Annotated in this window: 27 protein-coding genes; 9 read left to right on the plus strand and 18 right to left on the minus strand. The window is 64.2% G+C overall.

Annotated features, from left to right (window positions below; genetic code table 11):
• The first annotated feature begins 3 nt into the window (after window positions 1-3).
• Window positions 4-336, plus strand: a complete 333-nt coding sequence (gene mnhG, locus AC1TQG_RS24775) for a monovalent cation/H(+) antiporter subunit G (protein WP_482141201.1) — start codon at window positions 4-6, stop codon at window positions 334-336.
• Between the two features lie 16 nt (window positions 337-352).
• Window positions 353-1,753 (plus strand): ABC1 kinase family protein, encoded by a 1,401-nt coding sequence (locus AC1TQG_RS24780; RefSeq protein WP_482141202.1) that lies wholly within the window; start codon window positions 353-355, stop codon window positions 1,751-1,753.
• Here AC1TQG_RS24780 and AC1TQG_RS24785 read toward each other — a convergent pair.
• From AC1TQG_RS24785 to AC1TQG_RS24800, 4 genes are all read right to left on the minus strand, one after another.
• On the minus strand, window positions 1,743-2,879 hold the full coding sequence (locus tag AC1TQG_RS24785) for a glutamate--cysteine ligase (RefSeq protein ID WP_482141481.1): 1,137 nt from the start codon (window positions 2,877-2,879) through the stop codon (window positions 1,743-1,745). The genes AC1TQG_RS24780 and AC1TQG_RS24785 overlap by 11 nt on opposite strands.
• Window position 2,880: 1 nt before the next feature.
• Window positions 2,881-3,564 (minus strand): superoxide dismutase[Cu-Zn], encoded by a 684-nt coding sequence (gene sodC / locus AC1TQG_RS24790; RefSeq protein WP_482141204.1) that lies wholly within the window; start codon window positions 3,562-3,564, stop codon window positions 2,881-2,883.
• 129 nt (window positions 3,565-3,693) lie between these two features.
• Complete coding sequence (locus tag AC1TQG_RS24795) at window positions 3,694-4,266, minus strand: LytR C-terminal domain-containing protein (protein ID WP_482141206.1); 573 nt, start codon at window positions 4,264-4,266, stop codon at window positions 3,694-3,696.
• 102 nt (window positions 4,267-4,368) lie between these two features.
• Entirely contained in the window at window positions 4,369-4,719 is a 351-nt protein-coding gene (locus AC1TQG_RS24800; protein WP_482141208.1) for a DUF3263 domain-containing protein, read from the minus strand.
• A 152-nt stretch (window positions 4,720-4,871) separates the two neighbouring features.
• On the opposite strand from AC1TQG_RS24800, the gene AC1TQG_RS24805 reads away from it, so the two are divergent.
• Both AC1TQG_RS24805 and AC1TQG_RS24810 read left to right on the plus strand, forming a co-directional pair.
• Window positions 4,872-5,489: a peptide deformylase gene (locus AC1TQG_RS24805; RefSeq protein ID WP_482141210.1), complete on the plus strand. Its 618-nt coding sequence runs from the start codon at window positions 4,872-4,874 to the stop codon at window positions 5,487-5,489.
• Window positions 5,490-6,452 (plus strand): N-acetylglutamate synthase, CG3035 family, encoded by a 963-nt coding sequence (locus tag AC1TQG_RS24810; RefSeq protein WP_482141212.1) that lies wholly within the window; start codon window positions 5,490-5,492, stop codon window positions 6,450-6,452.
• Between the two features lie 26 nt (window positions 6,453-6,478).
• Here AC1TQG_RS24810 and AC1TQG_RS24815 read toward each other — a convergent pair whose 3' ends face one another.
• Genes AC1TQG_RS24815 through AC1TQG_RS24830 form a run of 4 tightly spaced genes read right to left on the minus strand, consistent with a single transcriptional unit; the run spans window position 6,479 to window position 10,857 of the window.
• Window positions 6,479-7,150: an SRPBCC family protein gene (locus AC1TQG_RS24815; RefSeq protein WP_482141214.1), complete on the minus strand. Its 672-nt coding sequence runs from the start codon at window positions 7,148-7,150 to the stop codon at window positions 6,479-6,481.
• A complete protein-coding gene (locus AC1TQG_RS24820; RefSeq protein WP_482141216.1) occupies window positions 7,147-7,638 on the minus strand; it encodes a (2Fe-2S)-binding protein in 492 nt (163 codons plus the stop codon). Before AC1TQG_RS24820 ends, AC1TQG_RS24815 begins: the two co-directional genes overlap by 4 nt.
• Entirely contained in the window at window positions 7,631-8,506 is an 876-nt protein-coding gene (locus tag AC1TQG_RS24825) for an FAD binding domain-containing protein (protein ID WP_482141218.1), read from the minus strand. The genes AC1TQG_RS24820 and AC1TQG_RS24825 overlap by 8 nt, the downstream gene beginning before the upstream one ends.
• Window positions 8,503-10,857, minus strand: coding sequence for a xanthine dehydrogenase family protein molybdopterin-binding subunit (locus AC1TQG_RS24830; protein WP_482141220.1), 2,355 nt, complete (start codon window positions 10,855-10,857; stop codon window positions 8,503-8,505). The genes AC1TQG_RS24825 and AC1TQG_RS24830 overlap by 4 nt, the downstream gene beginning before the upstream one ends.
• A gap of 148 nt (window positions 10,858-11,005) precedes the next feature.
• Between AC1TQG_RS24830 and AC1TQG_RS24835 the strand changes: the two genes are divergently transcribed.
• On the plus strand, window positions 11,006-11,626 hold the full coding sequence (locus AC1TQG_RS24835) for a TetR/AcrR family transcriptional regulator (RefSeq protein ID WP_482141222.1): 621 nt from the start codon (window positions 11,006-11,008) through the stop codon (window positions 11,624-11,626).
• A gap of 5 nt (window positions 11,627-11,631) precedes the next feature.
• On the opposite strand, the gene AC1TQG_RS24840 is transcribed toward AC1TQG_RS24835, so the two are convergent.
• Window positions 11,632-12,060 (minus strand): protein-tyrosine phosphatase family protein, encoded by a 429-nt coding sequence (locus AC1TQG_RS24840; RefSeq protein WP_482141224.1) that lies wholly within the window; start codon window positions 12,058-12,060, stop codon window positions 11,632-11,634.
• A 113-nt stretch (window positions 12,061-12,173) separates the two neighbouring features.
• On the opposite strand from AC1TQG_RS24840, the gene AC1TQG_RS24845 reads away from it, so the two are divergent.
• Window positions 12,174-12,758 (plus strand): hypothetical protein, encoded by a 585-nt coding sequence (locus AC1TQG_RS24845; protein ID WP_482141225.1) that lies wholly within the window; start codon window positions 12,174-12,176, stop codon window positions 12,756-12,758.
• A 103-nt stretch (window positions 12,759-12,861) separates the two neighbouring features.
• Here the strand turns inward: AC1TQG_RS24845 and AC1TQG_RS24850 are convergent, their stop codons facing one another.
• The 7 genes from AC1TQG_RS24850 to AC1TQG_RS24880 all read right to left on the minus strand — a co-directional run bounded on the left by AC1TQG_RS24850 (window position 12,862) and on the right by AC1TQG_RS24880 (window position 20,193).
• Window positions 12,862-13,836: an alpha/beta hydrolase gene (locus AC1TQG_RS24850; protein ID WP_482141227.1), complete on the minus strand. Its 975-nt coding sequence runs from the start codon at window positions 13,834-13,836 to the stop codon at window positions 12,862-12,864.
• Window positions 13,837-13,982: 146 nt separating this feature from the next.
• The gene (locus AC1TQG_RS24855; protein ID WP_482141229.1) at window positions 13,983-15,227 is read right to left on the minus strand and encodes a wax ester/triacylglycerol synthase domain-containing protein; all 1,245 of its coding nucleotides are present in this window, start codon (window positions 15,225-15,227) and stop codon (window positions 13,983-13,985) included.
• A 32-nt stretch (window positions 15,228-15,259) separates the two neighbouring features.
• Complete coding sequence (gene eutC, locus AC1TQG_RS24860) at window positions 15,260-15,988, minus strand: ethanolamine ammonia-lyase subunit EutC (RefSeq protein ID WP_482141231.1); 729 nt, start codon at window positions 15,986-15,988, stop codon at window positions 15,260-15,262.
• Window positions 15,985-17,409, minus strand: a complete 1,425-nt coding sequence (locus AC1TQG_RS24865; RefSeq protein WP_482141233.1) for an ethanolamine ammonia-lyase subunit EutB — start codon at window positions 17,407-17,409, stop codon at window positions 15,985-15,987. The genes eutC and AC1TQG_RS24865 overlap by 4 nt, the downstream gene beginning before the upstream one ends.
• Window positions 17,410-17,412: 3 nt before the next feature.
• Window positions 17,413-18,822 carry an ethanolamine permease gene (gene eat / locus AC1TQG_RS24870; protein WP_482141234.1) on the minus strand — a complete coding sequence of 470 codons (1,410 nt, stop codon included), beginning with the start codon at window positions 18,820-18,822 and terminating at the stop codon, window positions 17,413-17,415.
• A 68-nt stretch (window positions 18,823-18,890) separates the two neighbouring features.
• Window positions 18,891-20,111 (minus strand): N(5)-(carboxyethyl)ornithine synthase, encoded by a 1,221-nt coding sequence (locus AC1TQG_RS24875; protein WP_482141236.1) that lies wholly within the window; start codon window positions 20,109-20,111, stop codon window positions 18,891-18,893.
• Complete coding sequence (locus tag AC1TQG_RS24880) at window positions 20,065-20,193, minus strand: hypothetical protein (protein WP_482141238.1); 129 nt, start codon at window positions 20,191-20,193, stop codon at window positions 20,065-20,067. The genes AC1TQG_RS24875 and AC1TQG_RS24880 overlap by 47 nt, the downstream gene beginning before the upstream one ends.
• 117 nt (window positions 20,194-20,310) lie before the next feature.
• Between AC1TQG_RS24880 and AC1TQG_RS24885 the strand changes: the two genes are divergently transcribed.
• Window positions 20,311-21,117 carry an exodeoxyribonuclease III gene (locus AC1TQG_RS24885; protein ID WP_482141239.1) on the plus strand — a complete coding sequence of 269 codons (807 nt, stop codon included), beginning with the start codon at window positions 20,311-20,313 and terminating at the stop codon, window positions 21,115-21,117.
• A 4-nt stretch (window positions 21,118-21,121) separates the two neighbouring features.
• On the opposite strand, the gene AC1TQG_RS24890 is transcribed toward AC1TQG_RS24885, so the two are convergent.
• Together AC1TQG_RS24890 and AC1TQG_RS24895 are read right to left on the minus strand one after the other, a co-directional pair.
• On the minus strand, window positions 21,122-21,559 hold the full coding sequence (locus tag AC1TQG_RS24890) for a MarR family winged helix-turn-helix transcriptional regulator (protein ID WP_482141241.1): 438 nt from the start codon (window positions 21,557-21,559) through the stop codon (window positions 21,122-21,124).
• A gap of 75 nt (window positions 21,560-21,634) precedes the next feature.
• Window positions 21,635-22,558 carry a hypothetical protein gene (locus AC1TQG_RS24895; RefSeq protein WP_482141243.1) on the minus strand — a complete coding sequence of 308 codons (924 nt, stop codon included), beginning with the start codon at window positions 22,556-22,558 and terminating at the stop codon, window positions 21,635-21,637.
• A gap of 209 nt (window positions 22,559-22,767) precedes the next feature.
• Between AC1TQG_RS24895 and thiC the strand changes: the two genes are divergently transcribed.
• Entirely contained in the window at window positions 22,768-24,426 is a 1,659-nt protein-coding gene (gene thiC, locus AC1TQG_RS24900; RefSeq protein ID WP_482141245.1) for a phosphomethylpyrimidine synthase ThiC, read from the plus strand.
• Entirely contained in the window at window positions 24,423-25,274 is an 852-nt protein-coding gene (gene thiD / locus AC1TQG_RS24905; protein ID WP_482141247.1) for a bifunctional hydroxymethylpyrimidine kinase/phosphomethylpyrimidine kinase, read from the plus strand. The genes thiC and thiD overlap by 4 nt, the downstream gene beginning before the upstream one ends.
• The last annotated feature ends 2 nt before the right edge of the window (window positions 25,275-25,276 follow it).

Genomic DNA, 25,276 nt, shown 5'->3' on the forward strand with positions numbered 1-25,276 from the left:
CGCATGATCTCCGACATCATCGTCTCCATCCTGGTCCTGAGCGGATCACTGATGGCATTCACGGCCTCCATCGGAATCCTGCGTTTCCCGGACACGCTGACCCGCATGCACGCGGCCACCAAACCTCAGACACTCGGACTGCTCCTGGTCCTGATCGCCGCCATGGTCCGCCTCTGGAACACCGTCGATTTCGGCATGCTGGTGCTATCGGCGATGTTTGCCCTGGTCACCGCGCCGGTCATCGCACATCGGGTCGGCAAACTGGCGTACCAGGAGCAGCGGATGCGCGACGATCTCATCCGCGAGGACGAGATCGAGACGCATCGCACCGACTGATGGCGCTGCCGAACTGATGGACCCCGAACCGTCCCCGTCCACACCCGCGCCATCTGCGTCGGCACTGCGCCGCGGTGGCGAGCTCGGAAAAGTGGCTGCACACACCGCGATCCGGCGAGTTCGTTCGCGCGCGGCCACCCTGGGCGGCTCGCCCGACGAACGCCGCCGACGCGCTGAGCGTGATGCCCTCGCCGCTGCCGACGAGCTGATCACCGTCCTCGGGTCCATGAAGGGCGCGGCAATGAAGGTCGGGCAGTTCCTCTCGCTGCTCGACCTGAACATGGTGCCGCAGTCGGCCCGACCCGCGTTCAACCAGAAACTCGCGATACTCCGCGACAACGCTCCCCGAGTGGCGAACGAGACGATGCTCGCCGTGGTCCGTGCCGAACTCGGTGACCGGATGTCTGCCGTCGCCGAGATCGATCCCGTCCCGATCGCCGCCGCATCCATCGGGCAGGTGTACCGGGCCCGGCTCACCGACGGCCGCGACGTCGCGATCAAGGTGCAGTACCCCGGGATCGACCGGGTGGTGCGTGCCGATCTGAAGAATCTCGCCATTGCGCTGCGCCTGTACAAGGGCCTTCTGCCCACGGCGGATCCACACTCGTTCGTTCGTGAGATCACCGGCAACATCGTCGCCGAACTCGACTACGCGGCCGAGGCCGACAACCAGCGCAGGCTCGCGGTGCGCTATCAGGGGCACCCCTTCATCCAGATCCCGGATGTGATCGACAGTCTCTGCAGTTCAAAGGTTCTGACCACGGAGCTGGTCAGTGGCATCACCTTTGACGAGGTGGCGAAACTGGATTCGGAGACCCGCGACCAGGTCGGGGAAGTGATCTACCGGTTCTACTGCGGCAGCATCCACACCGACGCCACGTTCTGCGGCGACCCACATCCGGGCAACATCATGCTCGCCGACGACGGCCGGGTCGCCTTCCTCGACTTCGGATCCAGCAAGACGATGTCCAAACGCGCTTTACAACTCGAGCGAGCGGCACTGATCGCCGCCCGCGCCGGTGACTCCGAACAGGTCGCCCGGATATTGCGGCGCGGCGACATCCTGATCGACGAGGACAACATCACCGATGCCGACGTCCTGGCCTACGTCCAGGACTCCACGTGGTGGCATATGGACGACGTGACACTGACCATCACACCCGAGATCGCCAACAGCGCCATGGTGGCGGCGGTCCATCCCGCCCATGACTACGCCGAACCCGCACGTAGGCAACGATTCCCGGAGGAGCACCTGATGGCCAGGCGGGTCGAGTTCTACACCTGCGCCATGCTCGGCCAGCTCGGCGCGACCGCCAACTGGTTCCGGATCGAATCGGAGTGGCTCACCGGTGCGGAACCGGAAACCGAACTGGGACAAGTCGATCAGTGGTGGCGTAAGCGCACCTTCAGCGACTGAGTTCGCCGACCACCGCGTCCACGACCGCAACCATGTCACCGGTCTCCGCGTAGATCTTCCGCTGCCGCTGATACGAGCCACCCCGACGCGGCATGTCTGCCACCGAAGCCAATTCGTCGACGCAGTCGAGTTCGACCGCAATCGGGGCCAACCTGGTCAACATGTCGTCGAGGTCGTCGGTGACAAGACGCTCGTTGCACTGTGCGTCGGTGATGATGATGGCGTCGAGCCCGTAACGTGCGGCCCGCCACTTGTTTTCCTGCACCAGCCAGGGCGCCATCACCGGCAGCGTTTCACCGGCGTCGAGCCGATGATCGAGATCCACGACCAGGCAGTGGATGAGCGCCACCAGTCCGGCGAGTTCGGAAACGGTGGACACGCCGTCGCAGACCCGGATCTCCACCGTCCCCAAAGTGGGCGAAGGCCGGATGTCCCAGCGGATCTCGTTGAGGTGCTCGATGATTCCGGTGGTCATCTGATCACCGACAAAATGCTCGAACTCGGCCCATTTCTGGAACTGGAACGGCAGGCCCGCGGTGGGAAGCTGCTGGAACATCATCGCGCGATTACTGGCGTATCCGGTGTCCTGGCCCGCCCACATCGGCGACGACGCCGACAACGCAAGCAGGTGCGGGTACTGGTTCAGCAGCGACGACACGATCGGTAAGACCTTGTCGCGGTGGTTGATCCCGACATGCACGTGGACACCCCAGATCAGCATCTGACGACCCCACCACTGGGTGCGTTCGATCATCTCGGCGTACCGGGGTGAGGGTGTCAGCTGCTGCGTGGACCACTCCGCAAAAGGGTGTGTACCGGCGCCGTACAGGTCGACGCCGATACCGTCGGCGATCCGGCGGACCACCGCCATCGACTCGGAGAGGTCGGCGATCGCCTCCCCGGTGTTGTCGCAGATTCCGGTGACGAGTTCAACGGTGTTGCGCAGCAACTCTTTGTGGATTCGGTCGCCGGAACTCGGGTTGTCGAGTCGGCTGACCTCTTCGAACAGTTGCGCCGCAGAGTTCGACAGATCCCTGGTCTGCTTGTCGACGAGGGCGAACTCCCATTCCACGCCGAGCGTGGGCCGCGGCGAAGCCTTGAAGTCGATCGATCGAGAGTTGTTTATCTCAGGCCTCTTCGATGACGCCGCAGGCGATCCGCTTGCCTGCGTCACCCGTCATCAGCGTTTCCTCGTCAGGCGCCGGTGCGTACTTGGTTGGAATGTTGCCGAAGTTGTCCGGCTTCTCGTGGATCACGATAGCGGTCTGCAGGATCTGCTCGATGTCGAAGGCATCGGTGACCGTGACGGTTTCACCGGTGCCCTCATCATTGATGTAAATCGAAACGAGGTCGCCGCTGGCCGGATGCGAGGTGTTGCCATCGACCTGCAGGTGTCCGCCTGCGGAGAGGAAGTCCCCGGCGGCGCCACCGGTCGGAGGCGTCGAGTCGGGCTCGCACTTGCCCACCGCGTGGACGTGCATGCCGTGGAAACCGGGTGCGAGGTTCTCGGCCTTCACGGTGACGACAACCGAGCCCGCTTCGTTGGTGTCGAAGCTGGCCGTGCCTGCCGACTGGCCATCGGCTGTGCGCAGTTCCGCGGTGGCCTCGCCACCTTCACTCGGATCACCGATCGCGCCTACGTCAATCGGCGCCGGATCACCGGTCACGACGCTCGGCGTCGTCCCGCGTTCCTTGGTGGGGTTCTCATCCGGGCTGCAACCGGCCACAAAAAGTACAGCCATCGCTGCCGGTGCCACCAGCGCGGCGGCCCGCCACACAGTGCTGAGGTTCTTGAGCGAGCGCTGCGCCATGATTGAGCTCCCTTGGGGTTGGGCGTACGAATCCACCGGTTCTACCGTCGGTAGTAGGTCAGAAAAATCATATCCGTGTTGATGCCGAGCTCCGCCTCCGGCTTCGTCTTTCCGTTCCGGTCGGGATCATCACCGGGTCACGACGATGAGTGGCAACCCACCCGGACACTGGCTGAACGCCGATGGCCGCGGATCAACCGAGACGTCGCCACCGAGATCTTCGGCAAGTTGCTCGGCGGCAGCGCGCTGCCGGGCTGTGTAGAAAATCGTGTTCTCGGTGATGCTCGCCGACTGCAGATTCGTCGGTTCCGCGGTCTCCCAGCCCAGGTCTTCGACCTTTTTGGTGAACGTCTGGCCAAGGCCGCTGACTGTGCCTGCATTGAAGATGCAGACCTCCGGACGGCTGGGGTCAGCTGAGGTGGAGGTCGATGGCCGCGCCGAGGTCGTGGCCGTGGGCGTGGTCTCGGTCGCCGGGGCTTGCGGCGCAGCCGATGAGGGCGCCACAGAAGTCGACTGCCGACTCTGCGCAGCTTGGAGGCCGGCTTCGGGGTCGGAGTCGCCAGTGGCAGCAGAGTGCCAACCGAGTCCGATGAACACCACGGCAACCGACAGCAACAGCATTGCCCCGGCGCGTAGTGGCAGGTGAGGGTTCTCCCGACGCGTCGGAGATTCCGGCGGATCAGTTTGGTCGGACTTGGTCATTGGGTCAACCTTACGAAACTTCCCCAGCCATCCGCACGCGGCGGGTCCGACAAGTCGTCAGGAAGGCAGAGCCGAGTCATCAGGAACGGCAAAGCCGAGCCATCAGGTGACGTCGAAACCGAGGCGGCGGGCCGCACGGGCCTTCTGCCGACTGGCCCGCAGTCGACGTAGTCGCTTGACCAACATCGGGTCGGCAGCCAGCGCCTCAGGACGGTCGACGAGTGCATTGAGCACCTGGTAATAGCGGGTTGCGGACAAGCCGAACAACTCTTTGATGGCCTCTTCTTTGGCGCCGGCATACTTCCACCATTGACGCTCGAATGCCAAGACCTCATGGTCGCGCCGAGTCAGCCCATCGGCTCCAACCTCGCCGGGCCCCAACTCTGCATGGTGCTGGCTGATGTTGTCCGCAAGTCCGGAATTCTTCTGGTCTCGCGCGGTTGCGCCGTCCATCTCGCTCCCTTGAGAATCGGTCCTACTCCACCCCGTCGCCAACACCAACTTGACGATAGTTATGTCACGAATTACATCAGTGTGGTTCGTGGTACATCTAACCACGCCGCCAGTGGATTTCGCTTGATGGCATGCCGAGTAATCTGACCCTCATGGCAATTCTTCCGATCTGCATCGTCGGTGATCCGGTGCTGCACAATCCCACTGAGATCGTCACCCTCGACGCCGAAGGCAAACCACCCGCTGACGTGGTGGCATTGCTCGACGACATGTACGAAACAATGGACACGGCCAACGGTGTTGGACTCGCCGCAAATCAGGTCGGCGTGGGTCGGCGTTTCTTCGTCTACGACTGCCCCGAGGGTGATGGCCGGACGGGGCCGCGCCGACGCGGCGAAGTGATCAACCCCGTCCTCGAGACGTCAGAAATTCCCGAGACCATGCCCGACCCGGATGACAACGACGAGGGCTGCCTGTCGGTCCCGGGATTGCAGTTCCCCACCGGGCGCGCCGAATGGGCAAAGGTGACCGGTGTCGATCGCAATGGTGACCCCGTCGAGGTCGAGGGCAAAGGCTTCTTCGCCCGGATGCTTCAGCACGAAGTCGGACACCTCGACGGCTACCTCTACACCGACGTTCTGGTCGGACGGAACGCCCGGGCCGCCAAAAAGACCATCAAACGCAGTGGGTGGGGCGTGCCCGGTCTGTCCTGGCTGCCAGGCTCGGAGTCCGATCCGTTCGGGCACGACGACGAAGATGACGACGACTAGGTGACCCCGGCTGCGGGCGACCGCGTGGTGGTGCGCTTCCGGAAAGGACCCGGAGCGCCCGCCGACTGGCGCGCCGACGAGACCGCGACCCTGAGCGACGTCACCGGCATCCTCGAATCCACGGACCCGGAACTCCGGGTCCGTCGTGGCGTCGAATTGCTGCACATCCCGGCCGAACTGGTCGTCGCGGTGAAGGTGCTCTCCGACAAGCCGGTGCGGAACTCGGAGATCCGGTCGTTGGAGCTCGCGGCCGCCAGGGCCTGGCCCGGACTGGAATCGGAGATGATCGACGGCTGGTTCGCCCGCGCCGGCGCCGGATTCACGCGGCGGGCGAACTCCGCGGTGCCGCTGGAGATGGGCGCACGTCTCGACTCGCAGACCCTGCAGCGGTTGGGCCGGTGGTACGCCGCGCGGGATCTGCCGGTGATGCTTTCCGTGGTGTCCCGGCTGGTCCCGGGGTCCCACGTGCCCGAGGACGACTACACAAGCCCGGTGGACGTACTGACCGCACCGATCGGCACGACGGCGATTACTCAGCCCGATCACCCCGTGACGATCACCGATCAACCCACCGACAAGTGGATGGCGGTCTACGCCGCAGGGCGGACGATCTCGGACCTGTCCACAGCACGAGCCGTTGTCTGCGCATCGCAGGACGGACGTCTCGGCTTTGCCGAGGTACGCGACTCCCGCGGGAATGTGGTTGCCATCGGCCGCGGCGCGATCACCACCGGCCTCAAAGACGAAGTATGGCTGGGTGTCTCAGCACTGCAGACCGATCCCGAACACCGGGGCCAGGGCCACGGACGGTCGATCATGGCCGCGATCGAGTCGTGGGGCGGCGCAGGCGGCGCGACATCGACCTACCTGCAGGTCGAAACCACCAACCATCACGCCCGGGAGTGGTACCGCCGCTTGGGCTTTGGTCTACACCATTCCTACGGCTACGTCGAGTACCGCTAGCGTCGAGCGGCTGGGTGACGGTCCGACTACTGGGCTCGGCGGCGGCGGTAGAGAACGATCAGCGCGGTCGCCACCAGGGATACCCCCACCGACACGGCGGTCCGGGTGACGATGCCGCCGAATCCCGACGCCTCGATCAGGTCGATCGGCTCGGCGGGCTTCCTCGGCGCCACCGGCTTTTCGGCCACCGGCGCCGCGGCCGGTGTTTCAGAGGTCTCGGCAGCGGGTGTCTCGGCCACTGTCGCGGCGGCCTGGTCGCTCTCGATCTCTGCAGCAAGGTTCTCGGAGAATTGTCCGATCAGTTTGCCCGCCACCTCGGCCATCGCGCCGCGCCCGAACTGTGCGGGCTTCCCGGTGATGTCGAGTTCGGTCTCGACGAATACATCGGTGTGCCCGCCTGCATCGACAAGACGGCAGGTGACCACCGCACTCGCGGTGCCGTTGCCTCGTGCTTCACGGCCGCTACCTTCGAGGACGGCGATCTTGGCCTCTTCGTCGCGGGAGCGGAACTTGATGATTCCCGCGTAGCTCAACGCGATCGGCCCCAGCTTGACCTTGACCTTGCCCTTGAACTGATCACCTTCGTTGGAGGTGAGCGTGGCGCCGGGGACGCAGGGGGCAACCCGTTCGATGTCGAGCAGCACCTGCCATGCCTCCTCGACCGGAACGCCGATGCTGAACTGGTTCTCGAGCTTCATGCGGGCCTTTCACTTCCGTTGATCGAATCGGCCGCCGCACGAACGGCTTCCACGATTCCCTGGTACCCCGTGCACCGGCAGATGTTACCGGAGAGCGCTTCCCTGATCTCGGTTTCGCTCGGATCGGGTGTCTCACGCAGGAAGGCTGTCGCGGACACCACAAAACCCGGTGTGCAGAAACCACATTGGAGACCGTGGTGGTCACGGAATGCGCACTGCACTGTGGAGAGCTCACCGTCAGAGGACGCCATACCCTCGATCGTCGTGATCTCGGCGCCGTCCACCTGGACCGCGAAGAGCAGGCAGGCACGAACCGCCTCGCCGTCGACGAGCACGGTACAGGCGCCACACACGCCGTGTTCACAGCCGAGATGCGTTCCGGTCAAACCACAGTCGACCCGCAGAAAGTCGGCCAGCGTGAGTCGGGGTGCAATCGATGCGTGATACAGCGCGCCGTTCACCCAGACCTTGATCTCTACATCAGCCATTCTTCGCCTCCAAAAGCGCGCGATCGAGCGCACGGTTGACTCGTGTTGCCCCGACCCGGGTTCGATAATCGGTGGAGCCGTGCAGATCCGCCGGAACCGAGGTGAGCCCCGACACCGCGAGTTCCCCGATCTCTTTGGTGTCGATCTCGTCGACGGAAACACCGATCAGCGCCTGTTCCGCCGCGGTGGCGCGGGTGACCGCAGGGCCGAGACCGAACAGACCGATGGCGCATTTTTCGATCCGGGATTTGTCGTCGATCCGTACCGCCACAGTCGCCCCGGCGATCGCGAAATCACCTTGGCGACGGGCGAACTCATCAACCGCGAACCCGCATCTACCCTCCCATACCGGGAAAGTGACGCCGGTCAGCAATTCGTCTTCGACCATGGCGGTGCTCCACATACCGGTGAAGAAGTCCACGGCCGGCACCGTCCGCGCACCACGCGGTGAGAGCAATTCGATCTGCGCGTCGAGCGTGATGGCCACCGCCGGATACTCGGCTGCGGCATCGGCGTGAGCGATCGAACCGCCGATGGTGCCGCGATTCCGGATCTGAAAGTGCCCGATCAGCGGTGTCGCCCGCGCCAGCAATGGCACCGATTCCGTCACCGTCTCGGACCGGCCAATGGCACTTTGCCTGGTGCCTGCACCGATCCAGACGGATTCACCGCGCACTTCGATGCCTTCGAGGCCGGACAACCGGCTGATGTCGATAAGGTGCTCGAATGCGGCAAGGCGCAGGGCCAGCATCGGCATCAGACTCTGGCCGCCCGCAATGAATTTGGCCTCGTCACCGAGTTCGGCGAGCAGGCTGACGGCTTCGAATGCGGTGGCCGGCCGGTGGTAGTCGAACGCTGCGGGCTTCATCGGGTCACCGATCCCGCACGTGCCGCATCCACCATCGCGACGATCCTCGCCGGACTCAGTGGTAACTCACTGACCTCGACACCGAACGGCGCCAAGGCATCGGCGACGGCGTTGACCACGGCCGGCGCCGAACCGATTGCCCCACCCTCGCCCACGCCCTTGAAACCGCCCGGACCGGGGCCCATCGTCTCGACGTGCACGATCTCGATGTTGCTGGGCACTTCGGTTGCGGTGGGCATCAGATAGTCCATGAATGTTGTGGTCACCGGGTTTCCGGATTCGTCGTAGGCCAAGTGCTCGTAGAGTGCGCCGCCGATGCCCTGCACCGTTCCGCCCCGGATCTGCCCCTCCACCACGTTCGGGTTGATCATCGGGCCGATATCCTCGCCGACGATAAACCTCAGGAGGGTGACTTCACCGGTCTCGATATCGACCTCACAGGTGCACACGTGGGTGGCATTGGCCCAGATCATCGGAGCCTGCGCCTTGTAGCGGCCACTGGACTCGAGGCCCGGAGACACTCCCGCGGGGAGCGAATCAGGTTGGTAATACGCGATATCGGCGATCTCGGCGAGAGAAATGCCCGGCCCGTCCCCACCTCGTACCGAGGCATGGCCGCGGATGAAGTCGACGTCGGCGACATCGGCACCCAACTTGTGGGCGGCGATTGCCAGGATCTTCTCCCGCAGGCCGCTCGCGGTGACGGCCACCGCGCCCGCGGTCATCGAACCCGAACGGCTGCCCTGGGTTCCGGCACCGAACGGCGTCACCGCGGTGTCTCCCTGAATGGTGTGGACGTCTTCGATCGCCACACCCAGTGCGTCCGCGGTCAACTGCACCACGGTTGTCTCGACGCTGTTACCCGCGGAACCACCGTTCACGAAAACGTCGACGGTCCCCGACGGATTGACCCGGATCGTGGCACCCTCGGTTGCCATGAACGGTGTTGAGGCCGAGGTGGGTTCGATGTAGGTACAGGTCCCCACACCCAGATACCGACCTTCGGCCCGCGCCGTCTCCTGCTCGCGCCGGAATGCCGGATAGTCGAGCGCCTCGACCGCCTTCTCGAAGGTCTCGAGTGGGGTCGCATCCGAATAGGGCATCCCCAACGCGTTGCTCACCGGCATCTCGTCGGCGCGGAGCAGGTTGCGGCGTCGTAGCTCGATCGGGTCGATGTCCATCTGCCGGGCGGCGGCGTCGAGCAGCACTTCCCTTGCCATCGACTCGTACTGCCATGGGCCGCGGTACGCGACGCGTCCAACAGTGTTGGTGTACACCAACTTCAGGCCGAACGTTGCTTGCGGAACCCGGTACGGTCCCGGGAACAACATTCCCACCGCGCCCGCACCGGTCAGCGGCGACGGAATCGGGTATGCCCCGATGTTCTGTACATGATCGAGTTCGGCGGCGACGATCTTGCCGTCGGAATCGAAGGCCATCCGGGCTGCGCCGTGCTCTTGACGCGCCATGCCCGCCGACATCAGATGTTCCTGCCGATCCTCGATCCACTTGACCGGGACACCGATCTTCTTCGCGGCGATCATCACGCAGGTCTCTTCGCGCTGCGGCACCACTTTCTGGCCGAATCCACCTCCGGTGTCTTTGCACACCACGCGGACCCGATGCTCGGGGACACCGAGTATCCGGGAAGCAAATCCGCGCGCTTCGTGCGGTGACTGGCTGGAGAGCCAGATCGTCATCTCGCCACTGGGCGAGGACCATTCGGCGACGATGCCGCGGGTTTCCATCGGCATCGGCGAATGGGCCTGCTGGTATACGGTTCGGCGAACGACGTGCGCCGCCGCGTCGAAGATCGGATCCATCTCCGATGCCGGACGTCCGGGGAGTTCGATCGCCAGATTCCGTGCGAACTCGGCGTGAACGAGCCCGTCGGCGTCCGGTGCAGTTCGGTAATTCACCACCGGCGGCAACACGTCGTAGTCGACGATCACCATGTCGACGGCGTCCTCGGCGATGTACCGACTGGTGGCGATCACCATGGCGATCGGGTCGCCGACGAATCGCACCTCGTCTTCGGCCAGCGACGGCCACTGTGACGTCCCACCGACCATTCCGTCGAGTGAATAGCGGAGTTCGTGGACACCCGGATTGATATCGGCGGCAAGGTAGATGGCCTTGACCCCATCGATCGCCAGCGCCTCCGAGGTGTCGATGCCCAGGATCCGGCCGCGCGCGACGGTGCTGCGCACAAACGCGATGTGCAGCATGCCTGGCCGGGTGATGTCGTCGACATAGCACCCCGCGCCTGCCACGAGGCGGGCGTCCTCGACCCGTGGCACCCGGGCCCCGACGTACCGGGCGGTTGAAATTTCAGTTGTGCTCACCGGCACCCCTCTGTCCGTTCACATTGCGCATGATCGACATACTTTTGTGCACTCGCTCAGCTTTGTAGGATTGCGGTATGTATAGCAGTTTTCGGAGAAGTCGGTCAAGGTTTTGCCCTCCTTCGCAGTGTCATAAAACGCCAGGTCTTTTGGCGTGACAGCGGGTGTGCGGCGGCGGAAGAATGACGGCGCAGGCGAGTCCGAAACCCGCGACGCGCTGGTGCGGGCGACCGCTCAGATCATGCTCGAGGAGGGCTACGCGGCAGCCACCTCACGACGGGTTGCGGCGCGGGCCGGAATCAGGCCACCCCTGGTCCACTACTACTTCCCGACCATGGACGATCTGTATCTGGCCGTCTTCCGGGACGGCGCCGAGGCCAACCTGAAACGCCTCAAGCGGGCGCTCACCGACGAGCAACCGATGCGGGCAATTCTGCAACTGCACAGCGACCCGATGGGTACCGCACTCCAGATGGAGTTCATGGCGCTGTCGAATCACCGCAAGGCGATCCGCTCCGAGATCGCGGAGTACGGCCTGCGCTTCCGCGAGATCGAGACAGCCGCGTTCGCCATGCTGATGGGCGCTCGCGGCATCGATCCACGAGACCTCCCACCGGTCGCCGTGTCGGTCGCGGTGACCTGCGTGACCCGAACCCTGGTCATGGAGAACGAACTGGGTATCACCGGCGGGCACGATCAGACGCAACGAGTACTGGACGATCTGGTGCGACAGCTCGAACTCCGGCCACCTCGGATCGAGCACGGTCCCGAGTAGTCGACCTATCCGAAGTGGGCAACATACCTTCGCTGCCAAGGCATTTCGACGGCATCCTCGCGGTAGTTCGCCCGGACGTAGTCGACGGCCTGCGGTGCGGGCACACCATCGATCACCGCCAGGGCGGCCAGCGCCGTACCGGTCCGTCCGCGACCGCCGAGGCAGGCCACCTCCACCCGTTCGATTTCGGCGCGCTCCCACACCTCTCGCAATGCATCGGCGGCGGCGGCCCGATCGGACGGTAGCCAGAAATCCCGCCACCGCAGCCATCGGCCACGCCACGGCACGGCCGGGGGCTGGTGACCGAGTAGGTACAGCCCGAACTCGGGCTGCGGACCAGCCGGCATCGGGTCGCGTAATCCTCGTCCCCGCACCCGCTTGCCGGATGGGAGCGTTAGCACCCCGTCCGCCGAGTCGTCCCAGGTGAGAGCCATGGGGCCAGCGTAAACGGCCGACTCTCCTCGAACTCCTCTATCCGCCCACAGCGAACCTGGATGACGTAACGCTGTAACGGTGTAATCATGTAATCACCTACCAAGGAGGCATCATGAAAGGCACACATCCAGGATCCAGAGGACCCGGTGGACGCCGCGGAGGCTGGCAACAGGCGCAGCTCCCGGACGCCGGCGATGCCGGTGCATGGTTCACCGGACGACTGCCCGACGACTGGTTCGACGGACCCGTCGAGGTGACGGTCGACCGCGACGAGATCACCGTCATCGGCACCCTCACACCGCCGGACACCGGCACCGACGACAGCGGCACCGAAAAGACCGCGACAGCTGCAGCACAAGGCCGCGCATCACGCTTCCGTGAGGACACCCGCGGCGAGCGGATGTCCATCGCCGACGAGGCCCAGGCCCGTTATGCCCGGAAGGTTTCATGGGGCGTCAAGGTCGGCGACGAGCGGATCCTGTTCACCCACATCGCCGTTCCCGTGATGACGCGACTGCGTCAGCCGGAACGACAGGTCCTCGACACCCTTGTCGACGCCGGGGTCGCACGATCACGTGCCGACGCACTGGCATGGTCGGTCAAACTCGTCGGTGCCCACACCGATGAATGGCTGGGCAAACTACGATCCGCAATGGACGACGTCGACAACCTCCGCGCGCAGGGTCCCGAACTCTGACCGGACGAACCCCCGTGGCGAAATTCGCGCCAGTTACCCGCACACGCGCCCGCTGCAACCGGCGCGTACGCAGGTAAGTGGCGCGAATTCGGCCCGGAGAGCCTCAGCGGAACCAGCCGGAGTCCTTCGCCCGCCACAGCATCTCCGACCAGTATCCCCAGTCGTGTGTGCCGGTGATCGGGTAATCGGTGGTGATGGGCAGCCGGTTGATCGCCGCCTGGGCCTCAAATGCGCGGGTTTGCGCAAGGGCCAGCACCTCGAGGGGCGAACCCTTGAGGGAGTTGATGGGATCGGTGTTGTATTGACCCCACAGTCCGGTAGACGCGGCGACCCGTACTTTGAGCCCGTGCATCTTCGGCACTTGGATGAGTGGGTCGTTGTCCGCCCATCGCGGACTCCATGGCGGACCGAACATGCTGTCTGAGTTGAACGGACCAACACCGGCTTCGATGCCCGCATCGATGAGTATCAAGCGCACCGCACTGCGGGTGCCGGGCACCGACAACGCCAGGACGCCGGACATGGAAAACGCATGCGAAAAGTTTTGTCGATTGTTGGCAGCGATCACCAGTGCAGGGCCGCCGCCCATCGAAATTCCGGCGATGGCGTACCTGCCACTTGGTCCGCGAAGTCCCTGCGCGTCCATAGCCTGAACCAGGCTCCACGTGATCACGCAGTTCCACTGGTACCGGAACTGTTGGTTGTTGAGGTTGCTCGGGGCGTCCCAATCGGCATACCAGCTGGCCAGCCCGCCGATGGGCTGAACCACGTTGACGCCGGAATCGGCCATGTCCTGAACCCGGGTGTTGTGCTCCCATCCGCTGACATCGTTGGTCGCCCGCAATCCGTCGAGGAGGACCACCGTCTTGTAGTTCTCTGGCCGCGCCCAGTAGTTGACCTTGATCGGGCCGGGCATGCCACAGGAGTCGATCCACATTGTCTGACGAGCTGGTGCCGCATTTGCGGCACCAGAACCGATGGTCAGGCCGCCGGCGATCAGCATCGCCGCACCGACAGTCGCGGCGAGTGAACGCATTCCGATTCGAGCGCCCGAGCGTCTGGCTGCAACGAGTTTCATCGACGGTTCTCCCTCAGGCTTGAATGCCATCTGGTACCCATGTCGTCAAAAGCACATCAAATGTAACGCGAAGGACCCCTTATTTGCGCTGGATGACCAAATCCGTCAGGGCCATCCCCCGACGTCCATGCGGAGGCTCCCGGACCTCAATCGGCGGCGATGGCCGCCAGCGTCCGTTCGACCGCCGCCGCAATCTCCGCCACGTCGGGGATGTACTCGGAGTCGGTTTCGATGCCGATCCACAACCGGCCGGCGTAGGACGCTGCTGTGAATCCGACCCGTACGTTGCCGGCAAGCGGCCCCAAGGGCCACAGTTCGACAAGTGGCGCGCCATCGAGCACCAGTGGGCGGCTCGGACCCCGCACATTGGACGCGACAGTCGCGATCATGCGCTGGTGCCGGGCGAGCACATTGAATCCGCGTGCCAGTAGGGCCGAGCGGATGACGGTCCCCGAGGCCCGCGCAAGGGCCTTCGAGGCAGCCGTCCGCGCAGCGACCACCGCAAGTGCGGACAACGGATCGGAAAGTGGCACATCGACAATCATCAAGCCGACGGCATTGTGCGCGGGGCCGTGCGCGTCGATTCGCACCGGAACCGAAATCGCGAGGGATTCCGGAATCGGTTCTCCCGCATGCTCGATCACAACAGCGAGCCCCTGTCCCACCGCGATCAGGTAGGCGTCGTTGACCGTTGCGCCGCAGCGTTGGGCAGCTGCCTCGAGCGCCGCAAGATCGACACTGGCGGACGACACTGCCCGGCCCGCACTCACGGGACCGAGCAGTATCCGAGACCTGATGCGCGACTGCATGATCGAACGCACCCGAAAGGCCAGCCGCGAGGCGGACGACGGCACGGAACCCGCCTCGCGCTCAACAACTCTCACCGGCCGGGCATCGTGCTCCACCGAATCCTCCCCGAAAAGGCGCTCCATCAATGCGCTCGCGCGAGCGCCATCGACCAGCGCGTGGTGTAGCCGCACCACCATTCCGCAGCGGCCAGGCCGAGCGGCCGGGACGAGCGCGATGTGCCAGAGCGGGTGATTGGGGCCCAGTGGTGTCATCACCAAACGGCTGCATACATCTTCGAACCCTTCACCGGGGAGCGCTTCCTCGATGGTGATGTGCACCGCGGGATCGGCCGCTGCATACGTCCACCACCATTGCCCGTCCCGACGATCGGGACGCTGGTGCAGGTCGACCTCCGCCTCGATCCGCGGGCTGAGCGCGACGCGGAGCCGATCGATGTCAGGGTGGCCATTGTGGTCGACGAAGCCGCTGCCGCCGCCGAGCACTCCGGCCAGCGTCACAACGTACGGCTGACCGCCGGGGCTGATGCCGAGCGTCGCAACATCGACCGCAGCAATCGGTACATCGGGAATCGGCCTACTCATCGAAACCCCCTGCGCTGACCATCATCCGAACCTCAGTCAGCGGTCAGCGAGCGACTGTTGTCCTTGAGTTCAAAGCCGCTGCGTCCCAGTGTGCGGGCACCTTCCACCAGCGCCGCACACACCCGGGCGGCGTCGGCGTAGCCCAGACCGCCGGGTGGGTGGATGTTGCTGATGCAGTTGCGCATCGAATCGGCCCGCCCCGGCGTCGGCAAGTGTGTCAGGTAGATCCCGACGCTGTCGGCGACCGACAGTCCCGGACGCTCGCCGATGATGACGATCAATGTTCCGACCTTCTGGGCCGCCCCGATGTGATCACCCAACGCCACCCGGGCCTGGGTGGCGATCACCGGTGGGGCGAGCGAATAGCTCGGTGCCAAAACCTCTTTCAAAGCCGAAAGCAAGCCCGCGCCGTGTTCGGCGAGCGCAATCGGAGACAACCCGTCGGCCAGAACAATGCCGATATCGGCACCGATTTCATCCACGGAATCCAGATCTGCCGGCATCCGACCCAGATCCGGCCTGCGCAGGTACTCACTGCGATCGGCAGCCCGGCTAGTCACCAACAGCGGTTCCCCCAGACCCACCGCCGCGACGTCGACAACCAGCGCGTCGACGTCAAGTGGCTGGTGAACCGCATCCCTGGCCGCCGCGTGCGCAGTGGCGAACTCGAGCACCCGCGTCGTCGGAAGCGAATCCCCGGTGCGCCCCAGCCCGATTCGTGCCGCCGTGCGCAGACGCAGCGCATCCCACAGTTCACTCATCGGGCCACCGGACCGGCGAGCGAGCGCAGCGGCGACGCTTCCGGTGCCAGATCCAGCACCCGGCCGTCCGGACCGAGCATGCCGATCCGGTCAAGCCAGGCGGCGAACTCGGGGGCCGGAGCCAAACCCAGTGTGCGGCGGGCATACAACGCGTCATGGAACGACAAACTCTGGTACCCGAGCATCACATCGTCGGCGCCGGGCACGGTGATGACAAATGGCACACCGGCGACCCCGAGCAGCGTCAACAGGTTGTCCATGTCGTCCTGATCGGCTTCGGCATGATTGGTGTAACAGACATCCACCCCCATCGGCAGACCCAGCAACTTCCCACAGAAGTGGTCTTCGAGACCGGCGCGCAGGATCTGCTTGCCGTCGTACAGGTATTCGGGGCCGATGAACCCGACCACTGTGTTGATCAGCAGCGGATCGAGTTCGCGCGCAACAGCATACGAGCGCGTCTCCAATGTCTGTTGATCAACGGGCTTTCCACCGGTCCCGATGTGAGCGCCCGCCGACAACGCCGACCCCTGCCCCGTCTCCAGATACATCACATTGTTGCCGACGGTCCCGCGCTGCAACGACTTCCCTGCCTCGTTCCCCTCGCGCAGCACCGCGAGGTCGACACCGAAACCCTTGTTGGCGCCTTCGGTTCCGGCTATCGACTGGAACACCAGATCCACCGGCGCCCCCGCCTCGATCAAACCGATCGTGGTGGTGACATGCGAGAGCACACACGATTGCACCGGAATCTCGTACCGCTGCCGGATGTCGTCGAGCAAATGCAGCAACTCCGATGTCGCGTGCGGTGAATCGGTCGCCGGATTGATCCCGATCACCGCATCCCCACAGCCGAGCAACAATCCGTCGAGAGTTGCCGCGGCGACCCCCGTCGGATCGTCTGTGGGATGGTTCGGTTGTAGTCGGGTCGCCAGCGTTCCCGGCAGACCGATGGTGGTCCGGAACGCCGACACCACCGAGACCGCACGCGACACCGCGATCAGATCCTGATTGCGCATCAGCTTGCTCACCGCCGCCGCCATTTCCGGCGTCACCCCTCGAGACACCGAAGTGAACGTCGCAGCGGCGTCGGCCGCAGGTCCGGCCGCCACGTCCAGCAACCAGTCCCGGAACTCCCCGACAGTAAACGATCCAACGGTCGAAAATGCCTGCGCATCATGGGTATCCATGATCAACCGCGTGACCTCATCGGTCTCGTACGGAACCACGTCCTCGGTCAAGAACACCGTCAACGGCACATCGGCAAGGGCCCACTGTGCGGCCGCCCGTTCGGTATCCGACTCGGCTGCACACCCGGCCAATTCGTCCCCGCTACGGGCCGGTGTCGCTTTCGCCAGCAACTCCACCAACCCGTCGAAGATGTAGGTGGTGCCGGCGAGCGTGTGTCGATAGATCGTCACGCCTTATTCCATTTCCTCGTCTGCCTCTGCGAGCAAGGCGAACTCCTCGTCGGGCGAGTTCGCCACCAGGTGTTTGCGGCTGTACAAACCAAAGTAGGCCATGAAGATGACAAACGCGCCCAGACACCAGAGCGCCGCCGTGGTGTCGACCAGGAAGGTGGCGATCACCGAGGCGATGGCGATCACGAGAGCGAAACCGGTGGTGTAGACCCCACCCGGGGTCTTGTACGGACGTGGCATATCAGGCTCACGAACCCGGAGCACGATGTGACTGACCATCATCAGCACGTAGCTGAGCGCGGCCCCGAAGACGGCCATGTTCAACAGGATTGCGCCCTCGCCGGTGAAGGTGAGCGCGAATCCGATGATGCCCGGGATGATCAGCGCCCAGGTCGGTGCCTTCCGGCTGTTGGTGACCGACAGTGCCGTCGGCAGATAGCCGGCCCGTGACAATGCGAACAGCTGACGCGAGTAGGCGTACATGATCGAGAAGAAGCTCGCGACCAGACCGGCCAGCCCGATGTAGTTGACGACCGTTGCGGCACTGCCGTCGATCGCGTCGACCAGCGGGTTCGCCGATTCGCCGACACCCTGCGCGCCGAGCGCGCCGGTGGCCAGGAACAACACCAGTGCAGCGGTCAGGAGCAGGACGCCCATGGCCGCGATGATGCCGCGCGGCACGTTCTTCTCGGGGTTCTCGGCTTCTTCCGCGGCCAGCGGCACGCCTTCGATGGCCAGGAAGAACCAGATCGCGAACGGGATCGCGGACCAGATGCCCAAATAGCCGAACGGCAGGAAATCCGACGATCCGGTTGCATCCGGATCAGCGGCGATGTCCGTGAGCAGCCCCGTGTCGAAACTCCCGATGGCGGCGATACCGAAGATGACCAGCCCGACAAGCGCGATCGCGGTGATGACGAACATCGCCTTGAGGGCCTCGCCCGCACCGACGAGGTGGATGCCGATGAAGACCACGTACACAGCGAGGTAAACCCACCAACCGTCGGAGATCCCGAACAGGTCCAGCGATTCGACGTAGCCGCCGATGAAGGTGGCGATGGCTGCCGGGGCGATCGCGTACTCGATCAGGATCGCCGTGCCGGTGGCAAACCCACCCCACGGCCCCAACGCCCGCCGGGCAAAGGTGTAACCACCACCGGCGGCAGGCAGCGCCGATGACATCTCTGCCATCCCCAGCACCATCGCGAAATACATCGCGGCGATGATCACCGACGCGATGAGCAGACCACCGAATCCGCCTTCGAGCAGACCGGCATTCCATCCGGCGTAATCACCGGAGATCACATAGCTGACACCAAGCCCGGCGAGGAGAACCCACCCGGCTGTGCCCTTACGCAGTTGACGCTTCTGAAGATATTCGGAGGACTCCGAGATCTCGGTTGCATGGGTCATGCCGAACGGTATCGAGCCTTTGCAGCGACGAGGTTAGCGCCAGCTTGCGACCTTGTTTCGTCCGATGATCAGCCGACGGCGGCGACAGCGCGATCCGACCGGAACACGTGGGGGTACACCTCTTCGCGGTCCTGGAACGACAGGATCGATGGATTCGAGACCACACCTTCGCGGACCTCGATCGCCCGCGAGATGACAGGTGCGTCATCCCAGGCCGCAGGCCCATCCATGATCACACTCAGATGCGGCAGCAACGCCGAACTGATCTCCCAGGTCGCCGAGTCCCACAAGTAGGAAGGGCTGTGGTCAACCGCGTAGTAGAGGACATTGTTGCCGACGGTGAACGACGGCTCGATGAACGTCGTCGGGCGGGCCCAGCTGAAGCCCATGCCTTCGTCGCAAGAAACATCGATGATGATGCTGCCCGCTTCGAACGCCTCCAGGTCGGATTCGTCGAGAAAGGTCAGCGGCATGTCGGTGTTCTGCAGGACGCAGTTGACGATGATGTCGCTACCTGAGAGGAACTCGGCCACCGACACCATGCCATCCGGCGTCTGCGCCGACATACTGGCCGGGTCACCGCGCTCGCCGTACTCGAGCTGCACGATCTGGGTTCCGTGGATCGGTGAGCCGACCGCCGCGACGTCACGGTTGGTCAACACGTGCACCTCGCCGATGCCGTGCGCATTGAGTGCGGTCACCGCACCGCGTGCGGTGGCTCCGAAACCGATGACGGTGGCCTTGAGCCGGCGACCGTAGTCGCCGGTCTTGCCTGCCAGCTCCAGCGCGTGCAGCACCGAGCAGTAGCCGGCCAGTTCATTGTTCTTGTGGAAGACGTGGAGGGCAAAGCGACCGTCGGCCCCCCAATGGTTCATCGCCTCGAATGCGATGAGCGTCAATCGACGGTCGATGGCGATCTGGGTGAGGGCGGTGTCCTGCACGCAGTGCGGCCAGCCCCAGATCGTTTGTCCGACACGCATTTCCAAGAGATCAGCAGCCTGCACCTTGGGAAGCAGGATGACGTCGCAGTCGGCGATCAATTCCGCGCGGGACGCAATTCGTCCGACATACGGCAGCAGATCGGCGTCGGTGACGCCAAAATGCTCGCCGTAACCGTGTTCGAGCTGAATGTATGGGCGCAGGTCCTCATCGAGGTCCACGAAATGCCGCGGATGGACAGGCAGTCGACGCTCGTTCTCTTTGGCCGAATGCGCCAGTATCCCAACAGAAAGTCTGGGCACCTCAGCGTTTCTTGCTGCCAGTGAAGTTGGTCTCGCCAGGCGCGGCATCGGACTTGCCTTTTTTGATGGCGCGCTTTTCTTTCAGGGACTTGCCGGTCTTCATACCTTGACGGGGCGATTTGTCTGCCATGTGGCGATCCCTTGATTGAGAACCTGATAGGTCCCGATTGGCTCACCTTACGCCCACGGGATCCACAATCACCGGGCGCAGACCTGCGCGGACACACCGGTGTGAAAAACTTGCTGCATGCTTCGAATCGCCACCTGGAACGTCAACTCCATCCGCGCCCGCAGTGAGCGGGTGGTCAACTGGCTCGAACGGTCGAACATCGACGTCCTGGCGATGCAGGAGACCAAATGCAAAGACGAGCAGTTCCCGGCGATGGGTTTCGAGGCCGCCGGGTACGAGGTCGCCACCTTCGGCTTCAGCCAGTGGAACGGCGTGGCGATCGCTTCGCGCGTCGGCCTCGAGGACGTCGCGCGCCAGTTCGACAACCAGCCCGGATTCACCAAGGACCCTGAAGTGGCTCCGGTCCTGGAGGCCAGAGCGCTCGGCGCCACCTGCGGCGGTGTGCGGGTATGGAGCCTTTATGTACCCAACGGCCGCTCCCTCACCGATCCGCACTACGCGTACAAGCTCGAATGGCTGGCTGCGCTACGCGACAACGCCGACAAATGGCTGGCCGATGATCCGCAGGCACAGATCGCGCTGACCGGGGACTGGAACATCGCACCCACCGACGACGACGTGTGGGATCCGGCGTTCTTCGAAGACAAGACGCACACCTCCGAACCCGAACGCAACGCATTCGAGGCAATGGTCAAGACCGGCTACGCGGATGTGGTGCGGCCTCATGCACCCGGACCCGGCGTCTACACCTATTGGGATTACACCCAACTCCGGTTCCCCAAGCGGCAGGGAATGCGCATCGACTTCAGTCTGTGTTCACCGGCACTGGCAGCCCGGGTCACCCACGCCGAGATCGACCGTGAAGAACGAAAAGGCAAGGGCGCCAGCGATCATGCTCCGGTGATCATGGAGCTCGGCGACTGAGCACTCACTGCTCGGGGCGTTCGGCCAACTCCTCGGCGATCTTGTGCAAGGCCCGCGCCAGGACATCCCGTTCGGTCTCGTCCAGCCCGGCCAGAGCCTTCTCCAGCACCTGAACCCGGTGAGACCGATTGCCGTTGCCCAGTTCGATTCCGGTCTCGCTCGGCGCCAGCAGGCTCGCCCGGCCGTCCGCCGGATCTGCGGTACGCACCACCAGACCGTCTCGTTCGAGACCGGTGACGATCCGCGACATCGTCGGCACCGTGAGATTCTCGCGTTCGGCCAGCGTCGACAGTCGAATCGGTACCCCGGTGTCGAGCAGTACCCACAGCGCCGACAACGAACTCAACGGCAGTGCACTCTTGTTCGCACCCGCGCGCAGCGCCCTGGCGATCCTTGCGAGATCACGCGAAACTGAGGCGGCGGCGTTATTGGGCGCTGTCATAAACAGGTAGTTTACGTACGAAGAATTCAGACGTACCGGGCTATTCGATAAGTAATGCTCACAGGCAGGGCGCGGTCAGTCTGCCAGCCGGGCAGCATCAACGTCTTTGCCTGCTTCGGCGGCGTTGGCGGCCTGCGCGGCACCGGACCACGCGATCACCATCGCCCCGGCCACCGCCACGACAAACCCGGTGACAGCGAGCCAGGTCCGTCCCGGCACGGCATCGTCGCCGAGCCAGATGATGCCGACAATCGCAGGCAGGACCGTCTCACCGACCACCACCGCCGCCGTCGCCGCATTCACCGAGCCGAGTTGCAACGCAACGGTGTTCAGGTAGTAGCCGCCGGCACCGGTCAACAGGATCGCGTAGGCGGCCGGGTCGGACAGGATCTCGATGATATTGAAATCGGAGACCCCGTTGAGAATTCGCACCGACACCGCGACCATCCCGAACATGGCACCGGCACCGAGTCCGGCGGCGATCGCCGCCCGCGAACCGAGCCACCGGACGAGCCCGAAGGACAGACCCGCCAAGGCAAACGCCACCACGAGTACACCCCAGTGGAACCACATCCCATCATGACCGGTCCCGTCCTCATCTGCCGACAGTCCGATCGCGACGAGCGCCCCCACCACCGCGCCGATCGCGATCCAGTCCCGGAGCAGCAGTTTGATGTCGAGGACAAAGATCCCGAGGATCGCCGTGACAACCAGATACGAACTGACGATGGTCTGAGACAAGAACAGCGGAGCCAGGCGCGAGGCCACGGCGTTGCCAGCGAAACCGAGGACATCGAGAACGGTACCGACGATGAACGCACCGGTCAGTACTGCAGCGATGGTGGCGCGCATGGTCGGACCGCCGGTGGCGGTCTCGAACCCGGTATCGCCCCTTGCCACCGCATCTTGTTTGGACTGGCGCGCACCGTATGCCTGCAATACGGACGAGGTGCCGTACGCGAGCGCGGCGAACACGGCCGCGAGGACCCCATAGACCATTTGCCGAGTATGACCGATGGGCCCGGAACAATGCCGTGAACCAACTACCCGAACGGATCCTGCCCACCAAAACTCCGGACGGTGACGTAAGCTACGCCGAGAACAACTTCACAAGCACGGGGGCTCTTCGATCCGAGGGCTGAGAGGACGGCAGGCGGCCGTCGACCGTATGAACCTGACCGGATAATGCCGGCGTAGGGAGAAATACCATGGCGACAGCCGTCCATTCAGTCACGACCGGACCCATTCGTGGCAGCTCGAAGACCTACCAAAAGATCGACCATCTGCGCGTTCCCGGCCGGCGCGTGCACCTGTCCAACGGTGAGCATCACGACCTGTACGACACCTCCGGCCCCTACACCGAGACCGACCCACAATTCGACCTCGAAGCCGGCCTCCCGAAGACTCGCGATACCTGGCAACGACCCGCACCCATCAACGGTGCCGGCACCCAACTAGCTTGGGCCAGAGCAGGTTTGATCACCGACGAGGTGCGTTACGTGGCGGCACGGGAACAGTTGCCCGCCGAACTCGTCCGCGCAGAGGTGGCCGCAGGCCGAGCCGTCATCCCGGCCAACCACCGGCATCCGGAATCGGAGCCGATGATCATCGGCAAAGCCTTCACCGTGAAGGTCAACGCCAATATCGGGAACTCCGCGGTCACGTCGTCCATCGCCGAGGAGGTCGAGAAGATGGTGTGGGCCACCCGATGGGGAGCCGACACCATCATGGACCTGTCCACCGGCAAAGACATCCACGCCACCCGCGAATGGATCATGCGCAATTCACCGGTGCCGGTGGGTACCGTACCCATCTACCAGGCAATGGAGAAGGTCAACGGCGATCCGACTCAGCTCACCTGGGAGATCTACCGCGACACCGTGATCGAGCAGGCCGAACAGGGTGTGGACTACATGACGGTGCATGCGGGTGTGCTGCTGCGGTATGTGCCGCTGGCCGCGAACCGCGTCACCGGCATCGTCTCGCGCGGTGGTTCGATCATGGCGGCCTGGTGCCTCGCGCACCACGAAGAATCGTTCCTCTACACACACTTCGACGAACTCTGTCGCATCTTTGCGCAATACGACATCACCTTCTCGCTCGGCGACGGCCTGCGTCCGGGTTCGATCGCCGACGCGAACGATGCCGCACAATTCGCCGAATTGCGCACGCTCGGCGAGCTGACGAAGATCGCCAAATCCTTTGGTGTGCAGGTGATGATCGAAGGTCCGGGCCACGTCCCCATGCACAAGATCGTGGAGAACGTCCGACTCGAAGAGGAACTCTGCGAAGAAGCCCCCTTCTACACACTCGGCCCCCTTGCCACCGACATCGCGCCTGCATACGACCACATCACTTCTGCCATCGGCGCCGCGATGATCGCCCAGGCCGGCACCGCGATGCTCTGTTACGTCACACCCAAAGAGCATCTGGGCCTACCCAACCGGGATGACGTGAAGGTCGGCGTGATCACCTACAAGATCGCCGCCCATGCCGCCGACCTCGCCAAAGAACATCCGCGAGCACAGGAGCGGGACAACGCACTGTCGAAGGCACGCTTCGAGTTTCGCTGGAACGACCAGTTCAACCTCTCGCTCGATCCCGACACCGCTGTGGAGTATCACGACGAGACGATGCCGGCCGAGCCGGCCAAGACCGCCCACTTCTGCTCGATGTGCGGTCCCAAGTTCTGCTCGATGCGCATCTCCGCCGATGTCCGCGAATACGCGCAGAAACACAACCTGGTGACCCAGGACGACATCGACCGCAAGTTGGCGGCCGACATGGCGGCCAAGTCCCAGGAGTTCCGCGACAAGGGAGGCGCCGTGTATCTGCCGCTGACCGAGGCGAATTCGGTTGCAACATGAATGAGACACCACTGTTGCCGCTCGCCGAACCAGGCCAGAGCCCGATCCGTGTCATGACCATCGCCGGGACGGATTCCGGTGGCGGCGCGGGCATCAACGCCGACCTGCGCACCATGGCATTGCTTGGCGTACATGCCACCACGGCGGTGGCGGCGGTCACCGTACAGAACAGTCTGGGGGTCAGCGGATTTCATCCGATACCCCCCAAGGTGGTGGCCGCCCAGATCCACTCGGTTGTCACCGACATCGGGATCAGCGCAGCCAAGACCGGCATGCTCGCCTCCGGCGACATCATCAACGCGATCGTCGACGTCGCCGGCGACCTCGACATCGGCTGCGGCCGGTCCATCCCACTCGTTGTCGACCCGGTGTGTGCGTCCATGCACGGCGACCAACTGCTGGCCGATGAGGCGATGCATTCTTTACGCAGCAAGCTCATTCCGATTGCCACCGTGATCACGCCGAACCTCGACGAGGTCAGGCTGATCACCGGCATCGAGGTGACCGATCGGGCCAGTCAGGAAGCTGCCGCCCGGGAATTGCACGCCCTCGGTGCGCAGTGGGCACTGGTCAAGGGTGGCCACCTGCGGTCTGATCCGAACAGTCCGGACCTGCTGTTCGACGGATCGGACTTCATCGAACTGACCGCCAAGCGCATCGACACCACCCACGACCACGGGGCCGGCGACACGCTGGCCGCAGCGATCACATGTGCACTGGCCCACGGCTATTCGGTGCCGGCCGCGGTCCGTTTCGCCAAAGCGTGGGTGACCCGTTCACTGTCCGCGGCCTACCCGCTCGGGGCAGGCCACGGACCGGTGAATCCACTGTGGCGCCTCGGAGTGTGAGG

The organism is Williamsia sp. Y844, assembly GCF_056786475.1.